Annotated in this window: 20 protein-coding genes; 12 read left to right on the forward strand and 8 right to left on the reverse strand. The window is 70.6% G+C overall.

The annotated features are described in order from the left end of the window. Positions 1-8: 8 nt before the first annotated feature. The 7 genes from AW273_RS17040 (at position 9) to AW273_RS17070 (ending at position 5,615) form a co-directional block, all read left to right on the forward strand. Entirely contained in the window at positions 9-293 is a 285-nt protein-coding gene (locus AW273_RS17040) for a hypothetical protein (protein ID WP_062349308.1), read from the forward strand. Further along, on the forward strand, positions 290-1,186 hold the full coding sequence (locus tag AW273_RS17045; protein ID WP_062349309.1) for an ABC transporter ATP-binding protein: 897 nt from the start codon (positions 290-292) through the stop codon (positions 1,184-1,186). The genes AW273_RS17040 and AW273_RS17045 overlap by 4 nt, the downstream gene beginning before the upstream one ends. Next, positions 1,183-1,986 carry an ABC transporter permease gene (locus AW273_RS17050; protein WP_062349310.1) on the forward strand — a complete coding sequence of 268 codons (804 nt, stop codon included), beginning with the start codon at positions 1,183-1,185 and terminating at the stop codon, positions 1,984-1,986. The genes AW273_RS17045 and AW273_RS17050 overlap by 4 nt, the downstream gene beginning before the upstream one ends. Then, on the forward strand, positions 1,965-3,140 hold the full coding sequence (locus tag AW273_RS17055) for a sensor histidine kinase (RefSeq protein WP_157555866.1): 1,176 nt from the start codon (positions 1,965-1,967) through the stop codon (positions 3,138-3,140). The genes AW273_RS17050 and AW273_RS17055 overlap by 22 nt, the downstream gene beginning before the upstream one ends. Beyond that, positions 3,137-3,775 (forward strand): response regulator transcription factor, encoded by a 639-nt coding sequence (locus AW273_RS17060; protein WP_062349312.1) that lies wholly within the window; start codon positions 3,137-3,139, stop codon positions 3,773-3,775. The genes AW273_RS17055 and AW273_RS17060 overlap by 4 nt, the downstream gene beginning before the upstream one ends. Before the next feature lie 66 nt (positions 3,776-3,841). After that, a complete protein-coding gene (locus AW273_RS17065) occupies positions 3,842-4,990 on the forward strand; it encodes a sensor histidine kinase (RefSeq protein ID WP_062349313.1) in 1,149 nt (382 codons plus the stop codon). Beyond that, on the forward strand, positions 4,968-5,615 hold the full coding sequence (locus AW273_RS17070) for a response regulator transcription factor (protein ID WP_062349314.1): 648 nt from the start codon (positions 4,968-4,970) through the stop codon (positions 5,613-5,615). Before AW273_RS17065 ends, AW273_RS17070 begins: the two co-directional genes overlap by 23 nt. On the opposite strand, the gene AW273_RS17075 is transcribed toward AW273_RS17070, so the two are convergent. From AW273_RS17075 to AW273_RS17085, 3 genes are read right to left on the reverse strand one after another with little or no spacing between them, the layout of a single operon-like run. After that, complete coding sequence (locus AW273_RS17075) at positions 5,616-7,868, reverse strand: hypothetical protein (protein ID WP_062349315.1); 2,253 nt, start codon at positions 7,866-7,868, stop codon at positions 5,616-5,618. Beyond that, positions 7,865-8,827, reverse strand: a complete 963-nt coding sequence (locus AW273_RS17080) for an ATP-binding protein (RefSeq protein ID WP_062349316.1) — start codon at positions 8,825-8,827, stop codon at positions 7,865-7,867. Before AW273_RS17080 ends, AW273_RS17075 begins: the two co-directional genes overlap by 4 nt. 4 nt (positions 8,828-8,831) lie before the next feature. Beyond that, positions 8,832-10,253, reverse strand: a complete 1,422-nt coding sequence (locus AW273_RS17085) for a hypothetical protein (RefSeq protein ID WP_157555867.1) — start codon at positions 10,251-10,253, stop codon at positions 8,832-8,834. A 195-nt stretch (positions 10,254-10,448) separates the two neighbouring features. On the opposite strand from AW273_RS17085, the gene AW273_RS17090 reads away from it, so the two are divergent. Both AW273_RS17090 and AW273_RS17095 read left to right on the forward strand, forming a co-directional pair. Further along, positions 10,449-11,807 (forward strand): DUF4407 domain-containing protein, encoded by a 1,359-nt coding sequence (locus tag AW273_RS17090; RefSeq protein WP_083949824.1) that lies wholly within the window; start codon positions 10,449-10,451, stop codon positions 11,805-11,807. Positions 11,808-11,814: 7 nt separating this feature from the next. After that, on the forward strand, positions 11,815-13,620 hold the full coding sequence (locus tag AW273_RS17095) for a protein kinase domain-containing protein (protein WP_062349319.1): 1,806 nt from the start codon (positions 11,815-11,817) through the stop codon (positions 13,618-13,620). Between the two features lie 113 nt (positions 13,621-13,733). Here the strand turns inward: AW273_RS17095 and AW273_RS17100 are convergent, their stop codons facing one another. Next, positions 13,734-14,345: a DUF4097 family beta strand repeat-containing protein gene (locus tag AW273_RS17100; protein WP_062349320.1), complete on the reverse strand. Its 612-nt coding sequence runs from the start codon at positions 14,343-14,345 to the stop codon at positions 13,734-13,736. A gap of 231 nt (positions 14,346-14,576) precedes the next feature. Between AW273_RS17100 and AW273_RS17105 the strand changes: the two genes are divergently transcribed. Genes AW273_RS17105 through AW273_RS17115 form a run of 3 tightly spaced genes read left to right on the forward strand, consistent with a single transcriptional unit; the run spans position 14,577 to position 15,882 of the window. Continuing rightward, positions 14,577-15,293 carry a GbsR/MarR family transcriptional regulator gene (locus AW273_RS17105; protein ID WP_062349321.1) on the forward strand — a complete coding sequence of 239 codons (717 nt, stop codon included), beginning with the start codon at positions 14,577-14,579 and terminating at the stop codon, positions 15,291-15,293. A 57-nt stretch (positions 15,294-15,350) separates the two neighbouring features. Then, positions 15,351-15,569 (forward strand): hypervirulence associated TUDOR domain-containing protein, encoded by a 219-nt coding sequence (locus AW273_RS17110; RefSeq protein WP_030455011.1) that lies wholly within the window; start codon positions 15,351-15,353, stop codon positions 15,567-15,569. After that, positions 15,556-15,882 (forward strand): DUF3140 domain-containing protein, encoded by a 327-nt coding sequence (locus tag AW273_RS17115; protein ID WP_062349322.1) that lies wholly within the window; start codon positions 15,556-15,558, stop codon positions 15,880-15,882. Before AW273_RS17110 ends, AW273_RS17115 begins: the two co-directional genes overlap by 14 nt. On the opposite strand, the gene AW273_RS17120 is transcribed toward AW273_RS17115, so the two are convergent. The 4 genes from AW273_RS17120 to AW273_RS17135 all read right to left on the reverse strand — a co-directional run bounded on the left by AW273_RS17120 (position 15,842) and on the right by AW273_RS17135 (position 20,842). Continuing rightward, positions 15,842-17,041 carry a zinc-dependent alcohol dehydrogenase gene (locus AW273_RS17120; protein WP_062349323.1) on the reverse strand — a complete coding sequence of 400 codons (1,200 nt, stop codon included), beginning with the start codon at positions 17,039-17,041 and terminating at the stop codon, positions 15,842-15,844. The genes AW273_RS17115 and AW273_RS17120 overlap by 41 nt on opposite strands. 30 nt (positions 17,042-17,071) lie before the next feature. After that, positions 17,072-17,527 carry a hypothetical protein gene (locus AW273_RS17125; protein ID WP_062349324.1) on the reverse strand — a complete coding sequence of 152 codons (456 nt, stop codon included), beginning with the start codon at positions 17,525-17,527 and terminating at the stop codon, positions 17,072-17,074. Then, a complete protein-coding gene (locus AW273_RS17130; protein ID WP_062349325.1) occupies positions 17,524-19,842 on the reverse strand; it encodes a molybdopterin oxidoreductase family protein in 2,319 nt (772 codons plus the stop codon). The genes AW273_RS17125 and AW273_RS17130 overlap by 4 nt, the downstream gene beginning before the upstream one ends. A 130-nt stretch (positions 19,843-19,972) precedes the next feature. Further along, on the reverse strand, positions 19,973-20,842 hold the full coding sequence (locus tag AW273_RS17135; RefSeq protein WP_198168192.1) for a glycosyltransferase family 2 protein: 870 nt from the start codon (positions 20,840-20,842) through the stop codon (positions 19,973-19,975). Position 20,843: the final 1 nt, after the last annotated feature.

The raw sequence follows: 20,843 nt of genomic DNA on the forward strand, positions 1-20,843 counted from the left end.
GAGCTCCGTTGGCCGAGAGCATCTACATCCTCGGAGACGAGGATCGCAGGAAGTTCGCCCGCCTGATCGCGGCCGCGTGGGACGACGGGGAGCTCCGCAACCGCTATGAGACCGAGCCCAGGCTCGTGCTGAGTCAGTACGGCATCGTCTATCCCAAGGGCGTGCCGACCCCGCCGCTGCCCGAGAAGCCCGAGGGCGAGTTCGACATCGCCAACCTCGACACGGCCGGTTCGGGCGCCGCGACGGTCAGTTCCGTCACCCTTTCCACCTTCATCGCCGGGGGTGAGACATGACCGAGACCGTGATCGAGGTCGAGGATCTCCGCAAGCGTTACGGCGCCTACACCGCCGTCGACGGGATCTCCTTCGACGTACAGAAGGGCGAGGTGTTCGCCCTGCTCGGCACCAACGGGGCCGGGAAGACCACCACGATCGAGATCCTGGAGGGTTACCTGCGGCCCTCCGGCGGCAGCGCGCGGGTGTTCGGCCACGACCCCGCCGACCGCGGCCCGCTGCGGTCCCGAGTCGGTCTCGTCCTGCAGGACTCGGGCCTGATCGGCGAGTTGTCGGCCGCCGAGACGGTCACGGCCTGGCGGCGCTTCACCTCCGACGCGCGTTCGGTGGCCGAGGCGCTGGAACTGGTCGGGCTCACCGGCCAGGCCAGGACCCGGGTCAAGCAGATGTCCGGTGGCGAGCGGCGCAAACTCGACATCGCCCTGGCCACGCTCGGCCACCCCGAACTCCTGTTCCTGGACGAACCCACGACCGGCCTCGACCCCGAGGCCCGCCGGCGCATCCGCGATCTGGTCAAAGACCTGGCCGACCAGGGGACGACGGTGCTGCTGACCACCCACTACCTCGAAGAGGCGCAGGATCTGGCCGCCCGGGTGGCGATCATGGACAAGGGCAGGATCGTCGTCCACGGCACGATGGCCGAGGTGCTCGGCCGGGGTTCCGGCCGGGTCGCCTTCGACGTGCCCGCCGGCACGAGCGTCGAGGGCCTGCCGGTGGGTGCGGCCGACGTGCTCACCGTGACGGGCGGCCGGTGCGTGATCCTCACGGCCGAGCCCGAGGCGGTCGCGCACGCGGTGCTCGGCTGGGCCGCCGCCGGCGGAGTGCGGATCGGCGGCCTCGACGTCCGCCAGGCGACCCTTGAGGAGATCTTCATGGAGGTGGCCGAGGCATGACCACCCACACGCTCTCCCACTTCCGGCTCACGCTGAAGCTGTTCTGGCGCACCCCCGTGTCGGTCGGCGTCGCCCTGGGCTTCCCGATCCTGTTCGCCGCCTTCCTCCCGTCGACCATCCCCGACGGGGAGCGCGGCGGCACGCCCGTCCACGTCGCCGTGATCGTCGGCCTGATCGTGATGGGGGCCGGGATCCTCGGCTTCATGACGCTGGTGGAGTCGTTCGTCCTGAAGCGGCAGGCGCTGATCCTCAAGCGGCTGCGCGGCACCGAGCTCCCCGAACTGGCCATCTTCGGCGGCGAGATCCTGACCATCGTGTCGATCGGGCTGTTCCAGGTCGTGGCCATCGTCGCGGTGGCGAACGCGGTCCACGGCATCGCGCTGCCGGCCAACCCGCTCCTGCTCGCGGTCACGATGGTGCTGGCGCTGGCGGTGTTCGCCGCCATGGCGATCGCGGTGAGCGGCCGGATCCCGGCGCAGGGCTCCACCATCGTGGTCAGCCTGCCGTTCCTGATGCTCACCATCGGCCTGTCCGGGTTCGTCTACCCCGTCTCGGCCTTTCCCGACTGGCTCCGGATCGCCTCCTCCTTCCTGCCGTTCACGCGGGTCGCCGAGGGGGTGAGCACCGCCTACCTGGGGCGCGACCACGTCGGCCACGCCGGTTCCGCGGTGCCGCCGGAGGTCGGGGTGCTGGAGGGATTCGCCGTGATGTGGCCGGCCTGGCTGGTCCTCGCCGCCTGGCTCGTCCTGTCGCTGCTCGTCGCGAAGAGGTGGTTCAAGTGGGAGCCCCGGAGAGGCTGACGGGCGTGGGGCCGGCCACCGTCCGGCTCGCACGCATCGGCGCGGCCGTGTTCTCCGTCGGCATGGCGGCCTTCGCCGCCGTGCCGCTGCTGGAGGCGCTCGGCCGGTTCCCGGGCGCCCGGGGGGCCGTCGCGGTGTTGCTGATCACCGGGCTGACCGGCTGCTATCTGTGGCTCGGCGTCCGGGCCGTGCTCCACCGCAGCGCCCGGCGGGATCTGTTCGTGCTGGCCACGATGACGGTGCTGGCCGTCGCAATGCCGTTCGCGGCCGGTTACTCGTGGCTGAGCATCGGGTTCATGCTTCCGTTCGCGTACGCGATCACGCTGCGGGGCTGGCGGGCCTGGACGGGCTTCTTCGCCGCCCACGTGCTGAACGCGGTCCTCTCGATCGGCCACGACGTGAACTGGGTGCTCTTCAGCTCGTTGCAGAACACCCTGACGGCGGGCGCGCTGGCCGGCCTGACGATCTTCGCGACGCTGCTCGGCGAACTCCAGCGCACCCGGGAGGAACTGGCCCGGCTCGCCATCACCGAGGAGCGGCTCAGGTTCGCCCGCGAACTGCACGACGTGCTCGGCCACAACCTGTCGGTCATCGCCATGCGCACCGAACTGTCGATGCGGATCCCCGCGAGCCAGGTCAAGCGGCTGCACGGCGAACTGGCCGAGATCCACGACATCGCCCGGCGCTCGCTCCACGACGTGCGCGCAGTGGTCAAGGGCTACCGCGAGATGTCGCTGGAACGGGAACTGAGCGGCGTGCGCAAGGTCCTGGAGACGGCGGGCGTGCGCTGCGACTTCGCCGACCTGCCCGCCACCCTCTCCCCGGACGTGCGGGTGGCCCTGGCGTGGGCGGTCCGGGAAGCGGCCACCAACCTGCTGCGGCACAGCGACGCCACCGTCTGCCTGCTCCACGTCGACACCGAGGGCGACCGCGTCCTCGTCACCGTCGCGAACGACGGCGTACGCGAGAACGACGCCGTGAAGTCACGGGACAACGTCGGCGGCAGCGGCCTGGCCGGTCTCGACGAACGACTCACCCAGGTCGGCGGAAGCTGCGGACGCCACATCGAAGACGGCTGGTTCACCCTCTCTCTGGACGTTCCCGGCCGCCCGATGGCGGCCACTCTCACCTCTGCCACAGGAGACCGGAAATGATCAGAGTTCTTATCGCTGAGGACCACGACCTCATCAGAGGCGCCCTGATCGCCCTCCTGTCGGAGGAGCGGGACATCCGCGTCATCGAGGAGGTGTCGCGGGGCGACGAGATCCTCCCGGCCGTCGTCGGCAGCAGGCCCGACGTGGCCCTCCTCGACATCGGCCTGCCCGGCATCGACGGCCTGGAGGCGGCCGGCCTCATCAGGGAGCTGGAGCAGCCCCCGCCGGTGCTGATCCTCACCAGCGTCGGCACGCCGGGCAACTTCGACCGCGCGATGGCCGCCGGCGTCAAGGGCTTCCTGGTCAAGGACGCCCCCGCCCACCGTCTCACCGACGCCATCCGCGCCGTCGCGAGGGGTGAACGGTACATCGACATGGACCTCGCCGACGACGGCGGCGAGACCGAAACCAACACCAACCCGCTGACCGCACGGGAGATCAGCGTCCTGTCGGCGCTGGCCGCCGGCCAGGGCGGCAACGATCTGCGGGGCAGCCTCGGACTGTCGGCCCACACGATCCGCAACTACCTGGCCGCCGCCCGGCTGAAGACGGGCGCCCGTACGGATGAGGAAGCGGTGCGTATCGCCCGCGTCAACGGCTGGTTAACGGACAGTTCGATCGACGCCAACGGTTGATCGCGGTCGCCGGAAGCGTCACGATCAGTACGAAAGTTGACGCCTGGGACGTTTGCGGAGACCCTCGTGGCTCACGAAACCGAAGCGCAGGTCAGATGGTTGTCCACGGGCGTCGTCGCGGTGACGGGCGCGTTGTGGGCACTCACCCCGCTCGCGTTCCTGATCGTCGGCCACGTCGAGCAGGCGGCAGTGTCCGGTGTGCTCCTGGCCGGCCTGCTGGCGGTCTACACCCGCGTCGTGGCGGGCCACATAGCGGGCAGCGGCCCGGGTCCCCGCGGCCTGCGGACCTTCGCCCTGTTCGCCGTGGTCGTCTACGGCTCGTTCCCGATCCTGGGCGGCGTCTGGATCTACACACCGCTGATCGTGGGCACCGCCGGGCTCCTCCTGCTTCCGTTCCGCATGGCGGTCGCCGTCCTGGTCGTGGTGGCCGTGGCCGAGTTCCCGCTCACCCTGGCGCTGCGCACCGGCCTGCCGACGGAGGGGTTGCAGAACAGCGCCGGAGTGCTGGTCGCCGCCGTCGTGGCGGCGGGCATCGTCCACTACGCGCGGTTCGTGCGGGAGTTGCGGGAGATCCGGGCGACACTGGCCGAGATGGCCGTCGACCAGGATCGCATCCGCATGGCCGGGGAACTGCACGACCTCCTGGGCCAGACCCTGGCCTCGATCAGCCTCAAGACCGAGATCGCCCTGGCGATGGTCGACCGGGACAGAGGCCGGGCGGTGGAGGAGATCAAGGCGACGATCGCCATAGCGGGCGAGGCGCGGGCCGAGGTCGGCGACGTGGTCGCGGCCAGGCGCTCCCTGAGCGTCGGCGCCGAACTGTCCTCGGCCGTCGCGCTCCTGGAACTGGCCGGCGCGACCTGCGACCTGCGGCTGGGCATCAGCGAGATAGACGAGGAGACGGGTGACACACTCGGCTGGATCGTCCGGGAGACCGCGACGAACATCGTCCGCCACAGCGACGCCCGTTCCTGCCTGATAGAACTCGGCCGCGCCGACGGCCGCATCCTGCTGCTGGTACGCAACGACGGCGCCCGGCGCGGAGGTCCGGGGCGCGGAACGGGATTGGCGGGTCTCAGGCAACGGGTGGACCGGCTCGGCGGGGAGCTGACCGCGGGGGAGACCGAAGAAGGCGGATTCGAGGTGCGGGTGTGGTTGCCCGCCGTGCACGACCAGGAGAGAGTGATCAGCATTGATTCGTGTCCTGCTGGCTGAAGACCACGGCGTCGTCCGAGGCGCGCTCACCGTGCTGCTGAACCTGACCGACGACATCGAGGTGGTCGCGGAGGCCGACCGGGGCGACCGGGTCGTGGCCAGGGCCCTGGCGGCCCTGCCGGATGTCGCGGTCCTGGACATCGAGATGCCCGGCGTCGACGGCATCGAGGCCACCAGCCGCCTGCGCCGCGCCCTCCCGGCGTGCCGCGTGCTGATCCTGACCGCCCTGGCCCAGGTGACGCTGCTGAAGAAGGCGATGGACGCCGGGGCGAGCGGCTTCCTGCTGAAAGACGCCCCGACCGAGCGCCTGGCCGAGAGCATCCGGCGCATCGCGGCCGGCGAACGGGTGATCGACGCCTCTCTGGCGGTGGCCGCGATGACCGCGACGTCGTCGTTGCTGACCGACCGCGAGTCCGACGTGCTCAACCTGGTCGGGCTGGGGGCGACGACGGGCGAGATCGCGGCGGAACTGCACCTGTCGGCGGCGACGGTGCGGAACTACATCTCCAACATCATCACCAAGACGGGGGCCAGGAACCGGACGGACGCAGTGCGGATCGCGGTGGACTCGGGCTGGATCGAACGGCCACGTCCGAACCCGGCGGCTCCGGCGGCCCGCCGCTGATCAGCGCTCACGACCGCCGGGGGCGTACGACGACGAGCGGAACAGCGCGACCATCCCGGCCATCATGAGCAGCAGTGCGCCCAGCAGCAGTCCGACGCTGCCGAGGTCGACGGAGACGCCGTGCGCGTCGCCGGGAGGCGGCAGGAGGGGGGTCTTCGTGACCGCCGGCGAGAGCACGGGTTTCATGAGCACGTTCGCCGACTCCCGCGCCGACTCCTGCGGATCGCCCCGGCCCGGCCCGGTCTGCCACGCCTCGATCAGCCGGTCGGAGACGCCTTCGAGGCTCGCCTCGACACCGGCCGGGAGGTCGTGGCCCAGCACGTGGACCGTCCGGGCCGGCAGCACCTCGTCGAGCAGGGCGGACCGTTCGAAGGGGACGGCCATGCCGGCCGGCAGGATCGCCAGGGTGACGTCTCCCCGCTCGACCGCCCCGACGATGTCCTCCTGCGGCAGGAGCACCACTTCGGGGGCGGGGTAGCGCGACTTGAACTTCTCGGCGTCGGGGAAGTCGGTGCGGACCGCGACGACGGTCTTCGCCGAGGCGAGCGCCTCAGGAAGCCGGTCCGCCTCGATCCTCTCGGGATTGAAGATCAGAACGTTCTGGATCGGCGGCGGGTTCAGCAGCGCGTGGTAACCGGGGTAGCCGGCCGTGCCGGCGGTGATCACGAGGTGCGGGTGAGCGGGATCGAGATCGGGGAACTCCCGCACCTCGGACCTGTAGCCCTGGTTGCGCAACATCTGGGCGTAGATGTCGGCCAGATAGCGGTCGCGCTGTTCGGCGTGGACGGTGATCAACCGCCGGAACTCCGTGACGACGGCCGTCGTGGTGTCGTCGGGCGCCGCGACGTTCTCGTCCGGGCCGGAGAAGATGCCGAGCGTCGCGAAGAAGAAGAGCACCAGGCCGATCATGAGCGCGCCCACGCTGAAGACGTACTTCGCCGCCCTGCCGGGCAGCACCCGCTGCCACCAGGACCGCTGGCCGCGCATCGACCTGATGACGTTCTTGACCTGCTTCGGGGTGGTCGACCTGTCCAGCAGGGCGTCGGCGATCTCCGTCCGGCAGGTGTCGGCGGTGAAGGCCGCCTTCGCCATCTCCGTGTAGCGGGGTTCCGGATCGTCGAACCTGCCGACCGGGGATTCGAAGCAGTGGTGCTCGTAGAGGGCCGACTGGAGGACCAGCCGGTCCTCGCGGGTCTCGATGGCATCGAGCAGGGCGCGGAGCCGGTCGGTCACCTCCGAGTTCTGCGTCGCCATGCGGAGTGACCCGACGAGCCTGGTGATCGGCGCACGTTCGAGCGGGAGCGGCGGCGCCTGCTTCGGAAGGGTGTCGCGTTCCCGGGGTTCCTCGGGGACGACCCGCGATACCCGTTCGGCGTCCGGCAGCGCGCACTCTTCGAGCAGGATGCGCGCCTTGAGACAACCCGTCTCGTCGAACGAGATGGGGGAGGTCTTCTCCGCCAGCCGCTCCACGAGCTCCCTGGACGGCACCCGGCGACCGCTCAGCAGGGCGGCGTACTCCCTGGCCAGCGGTTCGGCGGCGGGCATGGGCGCCCCCTGTCTCCAGGTGACGACGTGGGTGCCCTCGGCGGCGTGTTTCGCGAACGACAACCTGATCTTGTGGCCCGCGGTCGCGCTGACCCAGGTGGCGGCGGTCAGCCGGGTGCGCATCCCGTAGGGGAGCAGCGCCGCGACCTCGTCGACGAACCGCAGGCGTTCGATCATCGAGACGCCGTCGGCGCCGAGCACGCACACGTGCCTGCCGGTCATCAGGAGCGCGGCGGCGCTCGTGGCGTCGCCGTAGAGTTCGTCGTCGCCGGGAAGGCGGGCGTGCGCCCGGACCGCGACGGTGGGGGGCCGGGTGTCGGCGAGGTCCTTGAAGGCGTCGTACAGGGCCTCGTAACTCACCCGATGGCCGGCGAGCTGGTCGTAGGGGATGTAGTACCAGCGGGTGCGGTAGATCTTGCGGTTGGTGCCGTCGCGGTGGCCCGACCACTCGTTCTGGAGGGCGAGCACCACGTAGTAGGAGATCCCCTCGTCGGGTTGCCGGGTGCCCGCGAAGGCGATGGTCACCTGGGGCTGGTCGCCGGTCGCGCCGGTGGCGTAGCGGCTCCTGATCTCGTCGAAGATGCCGAGGCTGAGCCCGTCGCTGTGGCTCAGCACCTCGTAGTCGTTGTAGCTGCCCGGCGGTTTGCCCTCCAGCGCCCACTCGTAGTCGACGGTCACGTGGCGGACGGTCACGGGGCTGTCGGTCATCGCGACCGCCCCTGCCGGGCCAGGCGCTCACCGAGCCACAACATCGGCTCCACCACGTTGATCGGGTAGACGGGCCCCCTGATCCGCAGCGCCGCGTGGTCGGACTCGTCGGGGATCAGGTTCAGGTAGTCGTTCCAGTCGAACGTCTCGGTCTGCGGATTGACGTAGAAGCCGATCGACGAGGTCACGTAGAACTTGATGTGGCTCTCGTGGAAGAACTTGTCGAGAGAGTTGATCACCATGTCGGCGGTTCCGGTGGCCGAGACCCGGGAGAGCTGGCCGAACAGGTCGCGGGCCTCGTCGCTGCCGACGCGGGGGAACCGGTGCCGGTCGTCCAGCTCGATGAGGCCGCGTTTCTGCGCGGTCTGGAGGACCCGGGGGTCGTCGAACTTGGTGATGCACACCGCGATGTGGTGGGGCAGCTTGCCGCCGATGAACTCGTTGCTCTCCAGCATCTTCTCGGCCAGCCGGTTCAACGGGCCGTGGAGGTGGTCGTAGGCGTCGCCGACTTCGAACTCCCGGATGGGGTCGAAGAGGAACACGATGCCGCGGCTCTGGGTGAGGTTGGCCATCAGCTCCTCCTGCCGTTCCTCGGCGCCGCCCGACCGGCCGGTCCGTTTGCCGGGCGCGAAGTGGCCGCCCGGCGCGTCGACCATGGTCAGCCCGATCGTGGTGGACGCGTGCTTCGACTGCCGCCGGAACAGGCTCCGCCGCGCCGGGCCGATCAGCGCCCACTGGAAGGTCTCCAGGGCGGTGCTGGCCTCGGGGAACTCCTTCCCGGAGGTCAGCGCGCTCGTCATCTCGGTCAGGTAGGCGGTGGACTCCGGGTTCTGCCCGATGATCTTCCAGTCGTCCTCGCGGCGGTTCAGCGCGATGGAGAGCGCGGCCAGCAGCGTCGTCTTGCCACTACCGGGAGCGCCCCACATGGCGATGTGGTGGCGGGGCGATTCGGGCTGCATGTGTTCAGTACTCCACGTCGATCAGGGGGAACGGGACAGGGACGGCGTCGGGGACGAGCCCGAGACCGGAGATGAGCCCTCGGATGTCGAGCGCGTCGAAGTTCGCCAGCGCGGCCGATCCGAGCTGCCGCCACACCCGCGACAGCCGGTCTCCCGACTGGTAGTCGACGATCGCGCCGAAGACGACCTGCCGCGACTGCTCCAGCCGGGTGGCGGCGGCCCTCCAGTCGTGCCGGTGGGGGCAGGGCAGCACCCGGGAGGTGTCGAGCTTCGGCGGGTGCGGAGGCCGGTCGCCGATGGTCAGCAGCGCGACCGGCGACGCCGGGTCACGGGAGAGCCGCCGTTCGACGGCGACCAGCATGTCCTCGACCTGGGCGGCGTGCGGGTGGTAGGGGTAGCCCTGGGTGATCGCGCCGCGTTCCTCCAGCTCGTCGAGGGCGTCCTGGGCGGCGGCGACGTCGACGCGCCAGGCCCGCACCTCGACGGGGGAGTCCTTCACCGCCCGGTCGAACGAGTGCGCCCCGTACGCCACCACCGAGACCGACAACCCGGGCCGGCCCGACAACGTCGAGACCACCTGACGGGCCCGGCCCACCCGTTCGGCCACCTTCGGCTCGGCCCCGCAGACCTCGATCGCGCAGATGAGGTGTCCGGCGTCGGAAGGGCGCGCGGGCAGCCGGGCGGGGATGCCGGCGATCAGCTCCGCCCAGCCGCGGTGGTCGTCGGCCAGCGGCGGCAGGCCGCTGAACCGCACCCGGCCGGGCCGCCGGAGTTCGGCGGTGACGTTGTAGGACCCCGGGTGGAGCGTCCCGGAGGCCACCGACAGCAGAAGGGGCTCCTGGCCCTGCCAGGTGACCACCGCGAAGGCGGTGCCGTTCGGGCCGCCCTGTTCGCAGTGGAGTGTCATCGTCATGGTCGCGCCGGGCCGGGCCTGCACGGGGAACAGCGGCACCGTGGCGAGTTCCAGGGTCCCGTCGGCGCGGGGGCGTAAGACGACCAGATCGTAGGAGCGGGTCAGCGGATCGTCGCGCAGCACCTCGGTGATCACCGCGGCCACGGAGGCGTCGACACGCAGCGTCGGCGCGTCGGGACGGGCCTCCCGGAGCCACTCGAACGCCTCGTCGGCCGGGGCGCCGCCGGGGGACGAGCAGACGAGCAGCGCGTCGTCGCCGGGGTCGACGTCGGCCGCCCGGAGCAGGGCCGCGCGCTCCTGGCCCAGTTCGGTCCACGACGAGTGCCATCGGCGGCCTCGGGGGACCCCGTGGTCGTCGCGGACGATCTTGAACGAGGTGAGCCCGTCGGCGGCCACCTCCACCACGCTCAGCCTGCCGCTTCCGGGGAGACCCGCCACGGCCTTGGCGAGCGCCTTGCGAAGGAGATCGTTGTCGGGGTCGGGCACCGGGTGCGCCTCCGAGGGTGTCGTCAATTGCGGAGTGTCATTAATAGGGTCGGGGTGGTGCCGTAAATAGGTGTCCCGACGATATGACCGACTATCAGATCATTGCGCGAACGTCCCGGTTTAAAGCGAAGTGCGATAATGCAGATAGGCTAGCGGGGGTTGGCCGTGACTGCGAGGATCTAGACCCAGCACAGAACGTGAAGCTTCACGGGTGGGGAAAACATGAGGCGCTTTCTGATCGCGTTATCCGGGGCGCGGCCTGATGTCCTGGCACGTTGTAAAGGCGAGACCGCGAAATTCGAAGGTGTCGGCGGAGCGGTGCTGACCACGGCGGTGATCGCCGTGATCTCGATGTGTTTCGCCCTGGTGAGCGCCCTCGACGTCGGCATCTGGCTGGCCGTGCCGACCGCGCTGGTCTGGGGTCTGATGATCCTGAGCCTCGACCGGTGGCTGGTCACCACGATGCGGAGCGACAGCCCGCGCCGTTTCGCGCTGGCGGTGCCGCGTCTTCTCATGGCCGTCCTGCTCGGCGCCGTCATCTCGACGCCATTGGTGCTGCAAATCTTCAAATCGGAAATCGATGCACAAATCGTAGAAATCAAGCAGCAGCGTGCCGAAGAGTTCGCCCGAGAGCAGTCCCAGGGCACGGTGGGCAAGAGCGTCGACGAGCTCCGCGCCGACGTGACCCGGCTGCAGCAGGTCATTTCGTCCGGCGGAGACGTTCCGGTCGACCCCTCGCAGGACACCAAGATCAAGTCACTGCAGGCCGAGCGGGCAAGCGCCGAGAAACAGTCCGAAAAGCACTACAAGGAATGGCAGTGCCAGCTCTACGGCGGCGACGGCTGCACCAAGAAGGGCGACGGCCCCCTCGCCCAGAGCAGCAAGAAGGCCTACGACCGGAGCCAGGCCCGCATCGCCGACCTGAACCGGCAGATCGAGAGCCGCAAGCAGGAGCTCACCGCCGCCGGCGCCGACGCGAAGGAGAGCAGGCTGGCCAGCGCCCGCGAGGCGCTGCCGAAGGCGCAGGAGCAACTCGACCTGGCGGTGCAGCGGCAGTCCGACCTGCAGGCCGTCTTCGACGAGGAGAACCTCGTCACCAACGGCCTGCTGATCCGGCTCCAGGCCCTCAACGAGGTCACCGGCAAGGACACCACGCTCAGCACCGCCCGGACCGTGCTGTTCCTGCTGTTCCTGCTCATCGAGTGCCTGCCGGTGACGATCAAGCTCATGATGCGGCCGGGCAACTACGAGCGGGTGCTCGCCCTCGCGGAGAAGGACGAATACCGCAAGGCCCGCAGCGCCTTCAACGAGGGCGGCCCTCATGGTGAGGGCGGCGAACCCGATCCCGGCGGGTCGTGGAACGTGTGGGGTGTCTGGTCCCGGCCGTCCGACACGGGCGACAACTGGAAGTCGCCGGGCCCGCGCGGCCCCAACGGCACCAGCGTCGAAGACCGCCCCGACCCGGCGGGCGGCATGCGCGACGACGACGCGCTGCGCCGGATGAACGACACCAGGGCCGCGCGACTGTCGAGCATCGACCGCCCCGGCGGCGTGGAACTGCTGCCCGACGACGACCACTGACAGCAGGATGATCAACGACAGGTACGAGCTGATCCGTCAGCTCGGCGCAGGTGGCATGGGCACCGTCTGGGTGGCCCGCGACACCATGCTCGGCCGGAAGGTGGCGCTCAAACGCATCACCCTGTCCGGCCACAAGGAGGCCGTCGAGACACAGCGCCAGCGCGCCCTGCGCGAGGCGCGGGCCGCCGCGTCCGTCCACCACCCGGCGGTGGTCCCCGTCCACGACTGGTTCCTCGACGACGACGGCGCCCCGTGGATCGTGATGGCCTACATCGAGGGCGCCACGCTCGAAGAGTGGATGGAGCGCGGCCCGCGCACCGAGCGCGAGGTGGCCACCCTGGCCCGCCAGGTGCTGGGCGGCCTGATGGCCGTCCACCGGGTCGGCGTGCTGCACCGCGACATCAAGCCCGCGAACATCGTGGTCACCCGGGACGAGCACGTGTGCCTGGTCGACTTCGGGATCGCCCGCATCGTCGGCGAGACCGGCGTCACCGCGACCGGCCTGCTGCTCGGCACGGTCGAATACATGGCCCCCGAACGGGTCAACGACCGCGCCCAGTCCCCGGCGGCCGACCTGTGGTCCTTCGGTGTGACCTTCATCCACGCCCTGGAGGGACACTCCCCGTTCCGGCGCGGCAGCTTCCCCGCCACCTTCCTGGCCATCCTGAACGACCCCCTGCCACCACCCCGCAGACCCGGTCCTCTGTACGACGCCCTGACGGCCGTCCTGCCGAAGGATCCCGGCCGCCGCATTTCGGCCGAGACGCTGGCCGCCCGCCTGGACAGGATCATCGCCCCACGGGAGCCGGGTTCTCCCGCGCGGCGCGGCCCGACCGCGTCCGGGCGGCCGGACCCGCGCGACCGGGCGGCTCCCCGGCGATCGGAACCCGGCGCGCGGGGCGGGCCGGTGCGGCCTCGTGCGCAGGGCGACTCGGGCGCGCCTTCTGACCTTCAGGCTCGGCGCCGGGAGGCCTCTGGGCGATCGGATCCTGACGGGCGGGGCGGCTCGGGCAGGCCCGTGCAGTCGAATCCCCATGGGCAGGGTGGGTCGGCCGCCTCTGGGCAGTCGGGTCCTCGTGCACAGGGTGGGTCGGCCGCGTCCAGCCAGTCGGATCCCCTTGGGCAGGGTGGGTCGGCCGCCTCTGGGCAGTCGGATCCTCATGCGGGGGGTGGCCTGGCCGCCTCTAGGCAGTTGGATCCCCTTGGGCAGGGTGGCTTGGCTGACTCTGGGCAGTTGGATCCTCATGCAAAGGGTGGTCCGGCCGCGCCCAGCCAGATCGGTCCCTCCCAGCGCCGTGGTCCGGTCCCGCCCCGAGAGGCCGCCCATCCCCGGCGAGGTGGCCCACGCGGGGCCGACGCCGCAGACGGTTCGGGTCGGCCCGCCGTATCCATCGGGCGGATGGAGCCGCGCGGAGCGGCCCAGGAACTCGACGACCTGGTGACGACTCGCCCCCACGAGGTGGCCGCGACGCTGAGGGCCCTGCCCCTGGAGCGGGCCGGGCGCATCCTCGGGCTCATGCGTCCGGACGGGGCGGCGGCGGTGCTGGGCGTTCTGCCGCCCGACCAGGGTGTGCGCCTGCTCTCGCACACCGGCGAGCGCACGGCCGGGGCGTTGCTCGGCGTGCTCGGTGTCACCGTGGCGGCGACGCGGCTCGTTGAGGCGATGACCCTGGCCCGTGCCTGCGAGGTGCTGGAGCACGTGCCGCCGGCGGTGATCGCCGGGCTGCTCAAGGCGTCGTCCGACGGCCGGTCGGGCCGTCTGCTCAAAGGCCTCAGCCCCGCCACCAGAGCCCAGATCGCCGACACCTACTGATCTTGCGTCGCCGAGGTGCGGTGTGGCGGCATTGGTCGCGCATGCTGGTCGCCGGGGGGCGCCCGTGGCCTCCATGTGTTCACCCTGCCGGGCACCCCGGAACCCTGAGCGGTTCAGTTGCCGCGGACGACGATGTCGCCGTAGGAGGTGACGGCGCGGATGTCGACGGTGAGGTTCCCGTCGAACTTCTGGCGGAGGTCGCGCAGGGTGCCGTGACCGGTGGTCGCCTGGAGTCCCGCCGAGACGCCCGCCGCGACCCCGACCTCGATCGTGCCGGCGCTGGTCTTCAGGTCGAGCAGGCCGCTGACGGCCTCGGCGACGCGGATGTCGCCCTGCGCGGTGTCGGCGATGACGGGCCCGTCGACGATGCCGAGGGAGATGTCGCCCCTGGCGGTCTGGACCCGGTTGCCGCCGAAGCGGCCTTCGGTCCGGAAGTCGGTGGCCATGCCGCTGCCCTCGATCGCCGATCCGGCCGGCAACTCGACGGTCACCTCCACCGAGCCGCTCTTGCCGAACCGGGGCCCTTCGGGAGCCCTGACCTCCAGGATTCCGCCGTCGAAGGCGACGGTGGTCTGCTCGGCCGCCTTGACGTCGATCGCGCCGCCGGGGTTGCCGGGCCGGACGTCGACGACGGTGTCCGCGCGGTCGCCGGCGACGATCCGGACGAGCCCCATCGGGACGGAGATCTTGGCGGTGATGGCCTGGGGGGTGTCGAACTTCTGCATGTTGTGCTCCGTGGTGTCCGCTGTGTTTCTGACATTGGAAAGGCTATGTTGCGTTCGCGAATCCTTCAACTAGCTCGTTGCTTTAGAAGTGCATTACAGCAGCTCAAAGTGGTGAAATCATTGCAATGGTCGTGCACGTGAACGCAATGCAGGATCGCTCTGTGTTGCAATGAGTTTAAGTGAACGCCATAATCGGCAACGTCGAGCAGTCGAGGGAAGGGGCGTGGCCCGATGCCGGGAGGAAGACTCAGTCAGCAGGAGCGTCAGCAGATCGCCGCGGGGCTGGCCGACGGGCTGGCCTACGCGGAGATCGCCCGGGGGCTGGGCCGGCCCACGTCGACCGTCACGCGTGAGGTCATGCGCAACGGCGGGCCGGCCGCCTACCGCGCCGAGATGGCCCACCGGGCCACCGAACGCCGTGCCCACCGCCGCAAACGGTCACCCGCCGGCACTCCATCGGCGGAGCCCGACGCCTACGGCCGCGATCCCGAGGCCGTGCGCGACTTCGAGGAGTCGTTCACGACCTCGTTCGTCGAGTCGGGGCTGCCGCGCATGATGTCGCGGATCCTGACCTGCCTCTACGTCAGCGACAGCGGCGGGATGACCGCCGCCGAGCTCGTCCGGCGCCTTCAGGTCAGCCCGGCGTCCATCTCGAAATCCATCGCCTTCCTGGAAAGCCGGGCCCTCGTCCGGCGGGAACGTCAGCACGACCGCCGCGAGCGCTACGTCGTCGACCTCGACCTCTGGTATCAGTCGATGCTGGCCAGCGCCCGCGCGAACGACCGTGTCGTCGTGGCGGCCCGGCAGGGTGTCGAGGTGCTGGGGCGGGAGACCCCGGCGGGGCAGCGCCTCGAGTCCGTCGCCCGCTTCATGGACCACGTGACCAACGACCTGATCCGCTCGACGTTGCAGTGGCGCCCCGTCCTCTTCCCGGACAGCGTCGACTGATCGCGGCCCGTACCCGTGAATCCGCGTTGATCGCGGGGGACGGGGTAAGGCGGCCACATGACCAAAAAGGACGAACCGTCCAAAGGTGACGAAGTCACGTGGAAGAGCCACGGTCAGACCGTCCACGGCAAGGTCGAGAAGAAGATCACCAAGCGGACCGAGGAATCGGGCCGCACGGTCGACGCCTCGCCGGACGAGCCGCAGTACCGCGTGCGCAGCGACAAGAGCGGGCGGACCGCCGTACACAAGCCGGAGGCCCTCGATGACGACGGGTGACGAGGGTTTCGACGGCGCGGTCAACATGACGGCCGCCGAACTGGAGAAGTGGCTCGGCACCGACGAGTCCAAGAGCGTCGGCCAGAAGACCGGCGGCGGCGAGTCGACCGGCCACGAGTCGGGGCGCAGGATCGTCGAGATCCTGCGCAAACGCAAGGGCGAGCTCACCGACGCCGACCGGGCGCACATGCGCAAGGTGACCGGCTACGTGCGCCGCCACCTGGCCCAGCGCCCGAGTGGCGACGTCAGCGGCACGCCGTGGCGCTACTCGCTCATGAACTGGGGCCACGACCCGGAGAAAGCACGATCTTGATCGCCCCGTCGCGCTTCTTCTGGAACGTCTTGTACGCCTCCGGCGCCTGTTCCAGCGGGAGCCTGTGGGTGGTCAGGTCCATCACGCCCAGCGGGTCGGCGTCGTCGGTGACCAGGGGCATCAGGTCGTCGATCCAGCGTTTGACGTGGGCCTGGCCCATGCGCAGCGTGATGCCCTTGTCGAACAGCTTGAGCATCGGCATCGGGTCGCTCATGCCGGCGTACACGCCGGAGATCGAGACGGTGCCGCCGCGGCGGACCGCGTCGAAGGCGGTGTGGAGCGCGCTCAGGCGGTCGACGCCGGCCGTCGACATGATCGGGGCGGCGAGCTTGTCGGGCAGGAGAGTGGTCATGGTCTGGGCGGCCTTGGCCACGGGTGACCCGTGCGCCTCCATGCCGACCGCGTCGATCACGGAGTCGGCGCCGCGCCCGCCGGTCATGTCCAGGATGCGTGCCTGGACGTCGTCGACCTCGGAGGCGTCGACGGTCTCGACGCCGTGGCGGCGGGCCATCTCCAGCCGCTCCCGCACCCCGTCGACGCCGATCACGCGATGGCCGAGGTGGCGGGCGATGCGGGCGGACATCTGGCCGATCGGGCCGAGGCCGAGCACCGCCACCGAGCCGCCCTCGGGCACGTCGGCGAAGGCGACCGCCTGCCAGGACGTGGGCAGCACGTCCGACAGGAACAGGAAGCGTTCGTCGGGCGGGCCCTCGGGCACCTTGATCGGGCCGAACTGGGCCTGCGGCACACGCAGGTACTCGGCCTGGCCGCCCGGGACCTCGCCGTAGAGCCTGGTGTAGCCGAACAGGGCGGCGCCCTTGCCCTGCTCGCGGACCTGGGTGGTCTCGCACTGGGCGTAGAGCCGCTGGTCGCAGGTGTGGCAGTGGCCGCACGAGATGTTGAACGGGATCACCACCCGGTCGCCGGGCTTGATGTGGGTGACCTCCGGGCCGACCTCTTCGACGATGCCCATGGCCTCGTGGCCGAGGATGTCGCCCTCCTCGATGAACGGGCCGAACAGTTCGTACAGGTGCAGGTCGGAGCCGCAGATCGCGGTCGAGGTGACCTTGATGATCGCGTCGTTCGGTTCCTTGATCGCCGGGTCGGCGACCTCGTCGACGCGGACGTCGCGCTTGCCGTGCCAGGTGACTGCCTTCATGATGTGCTCCCTCAACTTGTGAACAACCGCTCAGCTCACGAGCGCCTGGGTCGCCGAGTCCTTCAGCCGGGCGTTGGCCCAGCGGAGCTGGCGGAGCGTCTGCGGGTGGCAGTGCTCGGCGAGCGACAGCAGGTCGGCCCGCCGCGCGCCCTGGGCGGCCTGGGCCAGCAGTTCCCAGTCGACCGACACCCCGGCCGCCAGCCGGTAGAGATGGCGGAAGTCGGCCAGCAGCAACACGGAGGGCTCCCGGTGGCCGAGCCAGTCGCGCGTCAGGGCCACGGGCTCCTCCGAAGGCGTCAGGTCGAGCCCGAACTCCTTGCCCGCCGGGGCGAGCAACCGCAGGTGCCCGGCCGACCAGGCGGCCAGGTCGCGGGCCACGTGGAAGGTCTCGTGGTCGGCTCTGTGGTGGTCGGCCATGGTGAGCAGGGCCCGGGTCAGCTCGTCCTCCGACCGGTGCAGCTCGTCGAGCAGCAGGTGGAACTTCACGGCCGTTCCCCCTTCTCGACCCGGGCGGCGGCGGTCTTGAAGATCGGCTGCTTGGAGACCGGGTCCCAGTCGGTGAGTGTCAGCTCGTTGGCCGCCCGGTCGTGGCCGTCTCCGGCGCGGTCCCAGTAGCCGTAGTGGAAGGGCAGGAAGACCACGCCCGGCCGGATCCCGGTGACGCGCAGGGGCGCGATGACCGCGCCGCGCGGAGTCGTCACCCGCACGAGGTCGCCTTCGGCCAGGCCGAGCCGCCCGGCGTCGTCAGCGGACAACTCCGCCCAGACCTCCGGGGCGGCCGCCTGGAGTTCGGGTGTCCGGCCGGTCTTGGTGCGGGTGTGGAACTGGTAGAGCGATCGGCCGGTGGTCAGCCAGAACGGGAAGTCGCCGCCGGGGGACTCGTGCGGGGCGACGTATTCGGCCGTCCGGATGACGGCCTTGCCGCCGGGGTTCAGCGCGCGGTAGTCGGCGGCCTCGAACGGGGCGCCGGTGATCAGGTCGCGGCCGTAGCTCTCGCAGTAGTCGGGAGCGGCCAGGAACGCGCCGTCCACGTAGAGGCGCTCTGTGCCGTCGGGTCGCTCCTCGGTGCAGGGCCACTGCACGCCGCCCCCGCGGAGCTTCTCGTAGGTCAGCCCGCTGTAGTCACACGGGCGGCCGCGGGAGCACTCCTTCCAGGCCTCGAACGCGCTCTCGGGGTCGTGCCACTTGACCAGGGGCTCCCCGTCGCGGTCGGTCAGGCCGAGCCGGGCGGCGAACTCGATCAGGATGTCCAGGTCCGACCGGGCGACCCCGGGAGGCTCGACGGCCTGCTCCGACAGGTGGACGGTCCGGTCGGCGTTGGTGAAGGCGCCGGTCTTCTCGCCCCAGGCGGCGGCCGGGAGCACCACGTCGGCCAGTTCGGTGGTCTCGGTCGGGAAGAGGTCCTGGACGACCAGGAACAGGTCCTCCCGGTTGAGGATCTCCCGGATGCGGCGCAGTTCCGGGAGGGAGACGGCGGGGTTGGTGCCGATGACGTACAGGAACCTGATCGAGCCCTCTTCCACGTAGCGGAAGATCTGCATCGCGTGGGTCGGCGGCGAGTAGCTCGGGATGTCGAGCGGGTCGATGTTCCAGATCCGGGCCAGGTCGGCGACGTGCGCGGGGTTCGACCAGTTGCGGAAGCCGGGCAGGTCGCCATCGGCGCCGCACTCGCGGTTGTTCTGCGCGGTCGGCTGGCCGTTCATCTGGAGCACGCCGCAGCCGGGGCGGCCGAGCATGCCGCGCACCAGATGGACGTTGTTGACCTGCACCGACGCGGCGGTGGCCTGGTTGGCCTGGTAGAAGCCCTGCAACACGGTCGACAGCAGCCGCTCGGCGGTGCCCATGAGCACCGCGGCCCGGCGCAGGTCGTCTTCGGGCACCTCGCAGATCAGCGCGGCCTTCTCCAGCGGATAGTCGGAGACCATATGCCGGAGCTCGTCGAAGCCGACCGTGTGGGCGTCGACGTAGGCCCGATCGATCCACCCGTTCTCGATGATCTCGTGCAGGAGGCCGTTCATCAGGGCCACGTTGGTGCCCGGCCGGTTGGCCAGGTGGACGGTCGCGGCCTCGGCCACGGGTGTCGTGCGCGGGTCGACGCAGATCAGGGCGGGCGGGCGGGGGCCGGCCAGCCGGTCGAGGATGCGGCTCCAGGTGACCGTCTGGGTCGCGGCCATGTTGTGGCCGTAGAGGCAGATGACGTCGGCGTGGTCGATGTCGGCATAACTGCCCGGCTGACCGTCGCAGCCGAACGACTCCTTCAGGGCCGCCGCGGCGGTCGCCGTGCACAGGCGGGTGTTGCCGTCGACATGGTTGGTGCCCAGGCCGCCGTGGGCGATCAGGCCCAGGGTGTAGTACTCCTCAAGGAAGAGCTGGCCGCTCGTGTAGAAGGCGACCGCGCTCGGCCCCTGCTCGTCGAGCAACTCCCTGACCCGGCCGGTCACCCGGCCCAGCGCGGTGTCCCAGCTCGCCTCGACCAGACGGCCGTTCTCCCTGACCAGGGGCCTGGTGAGGCGGTCGGGGGAGTTGTTGGCCTGCCAGCCGAACAGGTCCTTCGGGTCCACCCGGCCGTGGTTGACCCGGTCGTCGGCCCGGCCCCGGACCCCGGCGACGCGGCCGTCCTTGACCGCGATCTCCAGGCCGTCGCCGTTGCTGTGCAGAATCGCGGCGCTCGGCACCCAGAAGTCGACGTCGCCGGGTTCCAGCCCCTCGGCCAGGTGGTGGTCGACCCGGACCGGCCACGGTTCGCCCGGACCGTAAGGGGTGCGGGCCCCCCACGGTTCGGCGATCCGGCCGGTCGTCATTTCCTGGCCTCGGCGGTCTCGGGCTTCGTCGTGCGGTGGGCCAGGTCCAACCCGATATCCACTGCTCCGATACGCATTTCCCCGCCTTACCCGTTATGTCCGTCTTGAAGGTCGAGGGGGTGCCAAGTCTTCATGGGACGGCGTCCAGCGATCGGCGGGCCGTCTCCACCTGTGCGGGCAGGCCGCGCCGCCGGGCCAGCGCCCGGGGCAGCCGCGTGACGGCCTCGCCGAGGCCCCGCCACCCGGCCGGGCCCGTGTGCGTCATCGTCAGGGCGGCACGGGCGACGACCGTCCAGGGCCGCCGCAGCACGGCGGTGAGCAGGGCGTTGCGGCGGAGGAGGACCTGCCGCCGGAGGGGATCGCGCGCGGGACAGGGATGATGGTGCGCGACGACCTCCTCGACATAGGACAACCCCCAGTCACCTGCGGCGATGTCCAGGGCGAGCCGCTCCTCCTCGCCCATGAAGAAGATCACGTCGTCGAAGCCGCCGGCGGCCAGGAACGCGTTCCGCCGCACCACCGCGCCACACGCGAGAAACCCCAGGACACTGGGCCCCGGGAGATCGGGCGCACGCGGAAGCGGCGATCGGGCCATCTCCGCGCAGACAGGGTCGACGACCTCGCCGGCCCCGACCAGCACCCGGGCCGCGAGCACGGCCAGCCGAGGAGAGGCGTCCATGAGGTCGGCGCCCCGTGCCAGCGCGCCCGGCGCCCACCACGAGTCGTCGTCGGCGAAGGCGACGTAGGGCGTGGTGGCGAGCCGCACCCCGATGTTGCGGGCGGCGGCGCCGAGGTTCTCACCCGCCTCGACGAGCCGATGGTGCGGGAAACGGGCCCGGATCATGGCGGCGCTGCCGTCGGTCGAGCCGTTGTCGACCACGATGACGGGCGAATCGTGGTGGGGGAGCGAGCGCTCCAGCTCCGCGCGACGGTCACGGGTGACCACGACCGTCGTCACCCGCGCGTCACCGGTCGTCGTCGCCGCTCCCCCGGAACCCACG

Source organism: Herbidospora yilanensis (assembly GCF_001570565.1).
Taxonomy (GTDB): Bacteria; Actinomycetota; Actinomycetes; order Streptosporangiales; family Streptosporangiaceae; genus Herbidospora; species Herbidospora yilanensis.

Coding starts and splice junctions, on each gene's coding strand:
- AW273_RS17045 (WP_062349309.1), top strand. CDS start 290: ATGACCGAGACCGTGATCGAGGTCGAGGATCTCCGCAAGCGTTACGGC.
- AW273_RS17050 (WP_062349310.1), top strand. CDS start 1,183: ATGACCACCCACACGCTCTCCCACTTCCGGCTCACGCTGAAGCTGTTC.
- AW273_RS17060 (WP_062349312.1), top strand. CDS start 3,137: ATGATCAGAGTTCTTATCGCTGAGGACCACGACCTCATCAGAGGCGCC.
- AW273_RS17075 (WP_062349315.1), bottom strand. CDS start 7,868: ATGACCGACAGCCCCGTGACCGTCCGCCACGTGACCGTCGACTACGAG.
- AW273_RS17080 (WP_062349316.1), bottom strand. CDS start 8,827: ATGCAGCCCGAATCGCCCCGCCACCACATCGCCATGTGGGGCGCTCCC.
- AW273_RS17090 (WP_083949824.1), top strand. CDS start 10,449: ATGAGGCGCTTTCTGATCGCGTTATCCGGGGCGCGGCCTGATGTCCTG.
- AW273_RS17095 (WP_062349319.1), top strand. CDS start 11,815: ATGATCAACGACAGGTACGAGCTGATCCGTCAGCTCGGCGCAGGTGGC.
- AW273_RS17100 (WP_062349320.1), bottom strand. CDS start 14,345: ATGCAGAAGTTCGACACCCCCCAGGCCATCACCGCCAAGATCTCCGTC.
- AW273_RS17105 (WP_062349321.1), top strand. CDS start 14,577: ATGCCGGGAGGAAGACTCAGTCAGCAGGAGCGTCAGCAGATCGCCGCG.
- AW273_RS17110 (WP_030455011.1), top strand. CDS start 15,351: ATGACCAAAAAGGACGAACCGTCCAAAGGTGACGAAGTCACGTGGAAG.
- AW273_RS17115 (WP_062349322.1), top strand. CDS start 15,556: ATGACGACGGGTGACGAGGGTTTCGACGGCGCGGTCAACATGACGGCC.
- AW273_RS17120 (WP_062349323.1), bottom strand. CDS start 17,041: ATGAAGGCAGTCACCTGGCACGGCAAGCGCGACGTCCGCGTCGACGAG.
- AW273_RS17130 (WP_062349325.1), bottom strand. CDS start 19,842: ATGACGACCGGCCGGATCGCCGAACCGTGGGGGGCCCGCACCCCTTAC.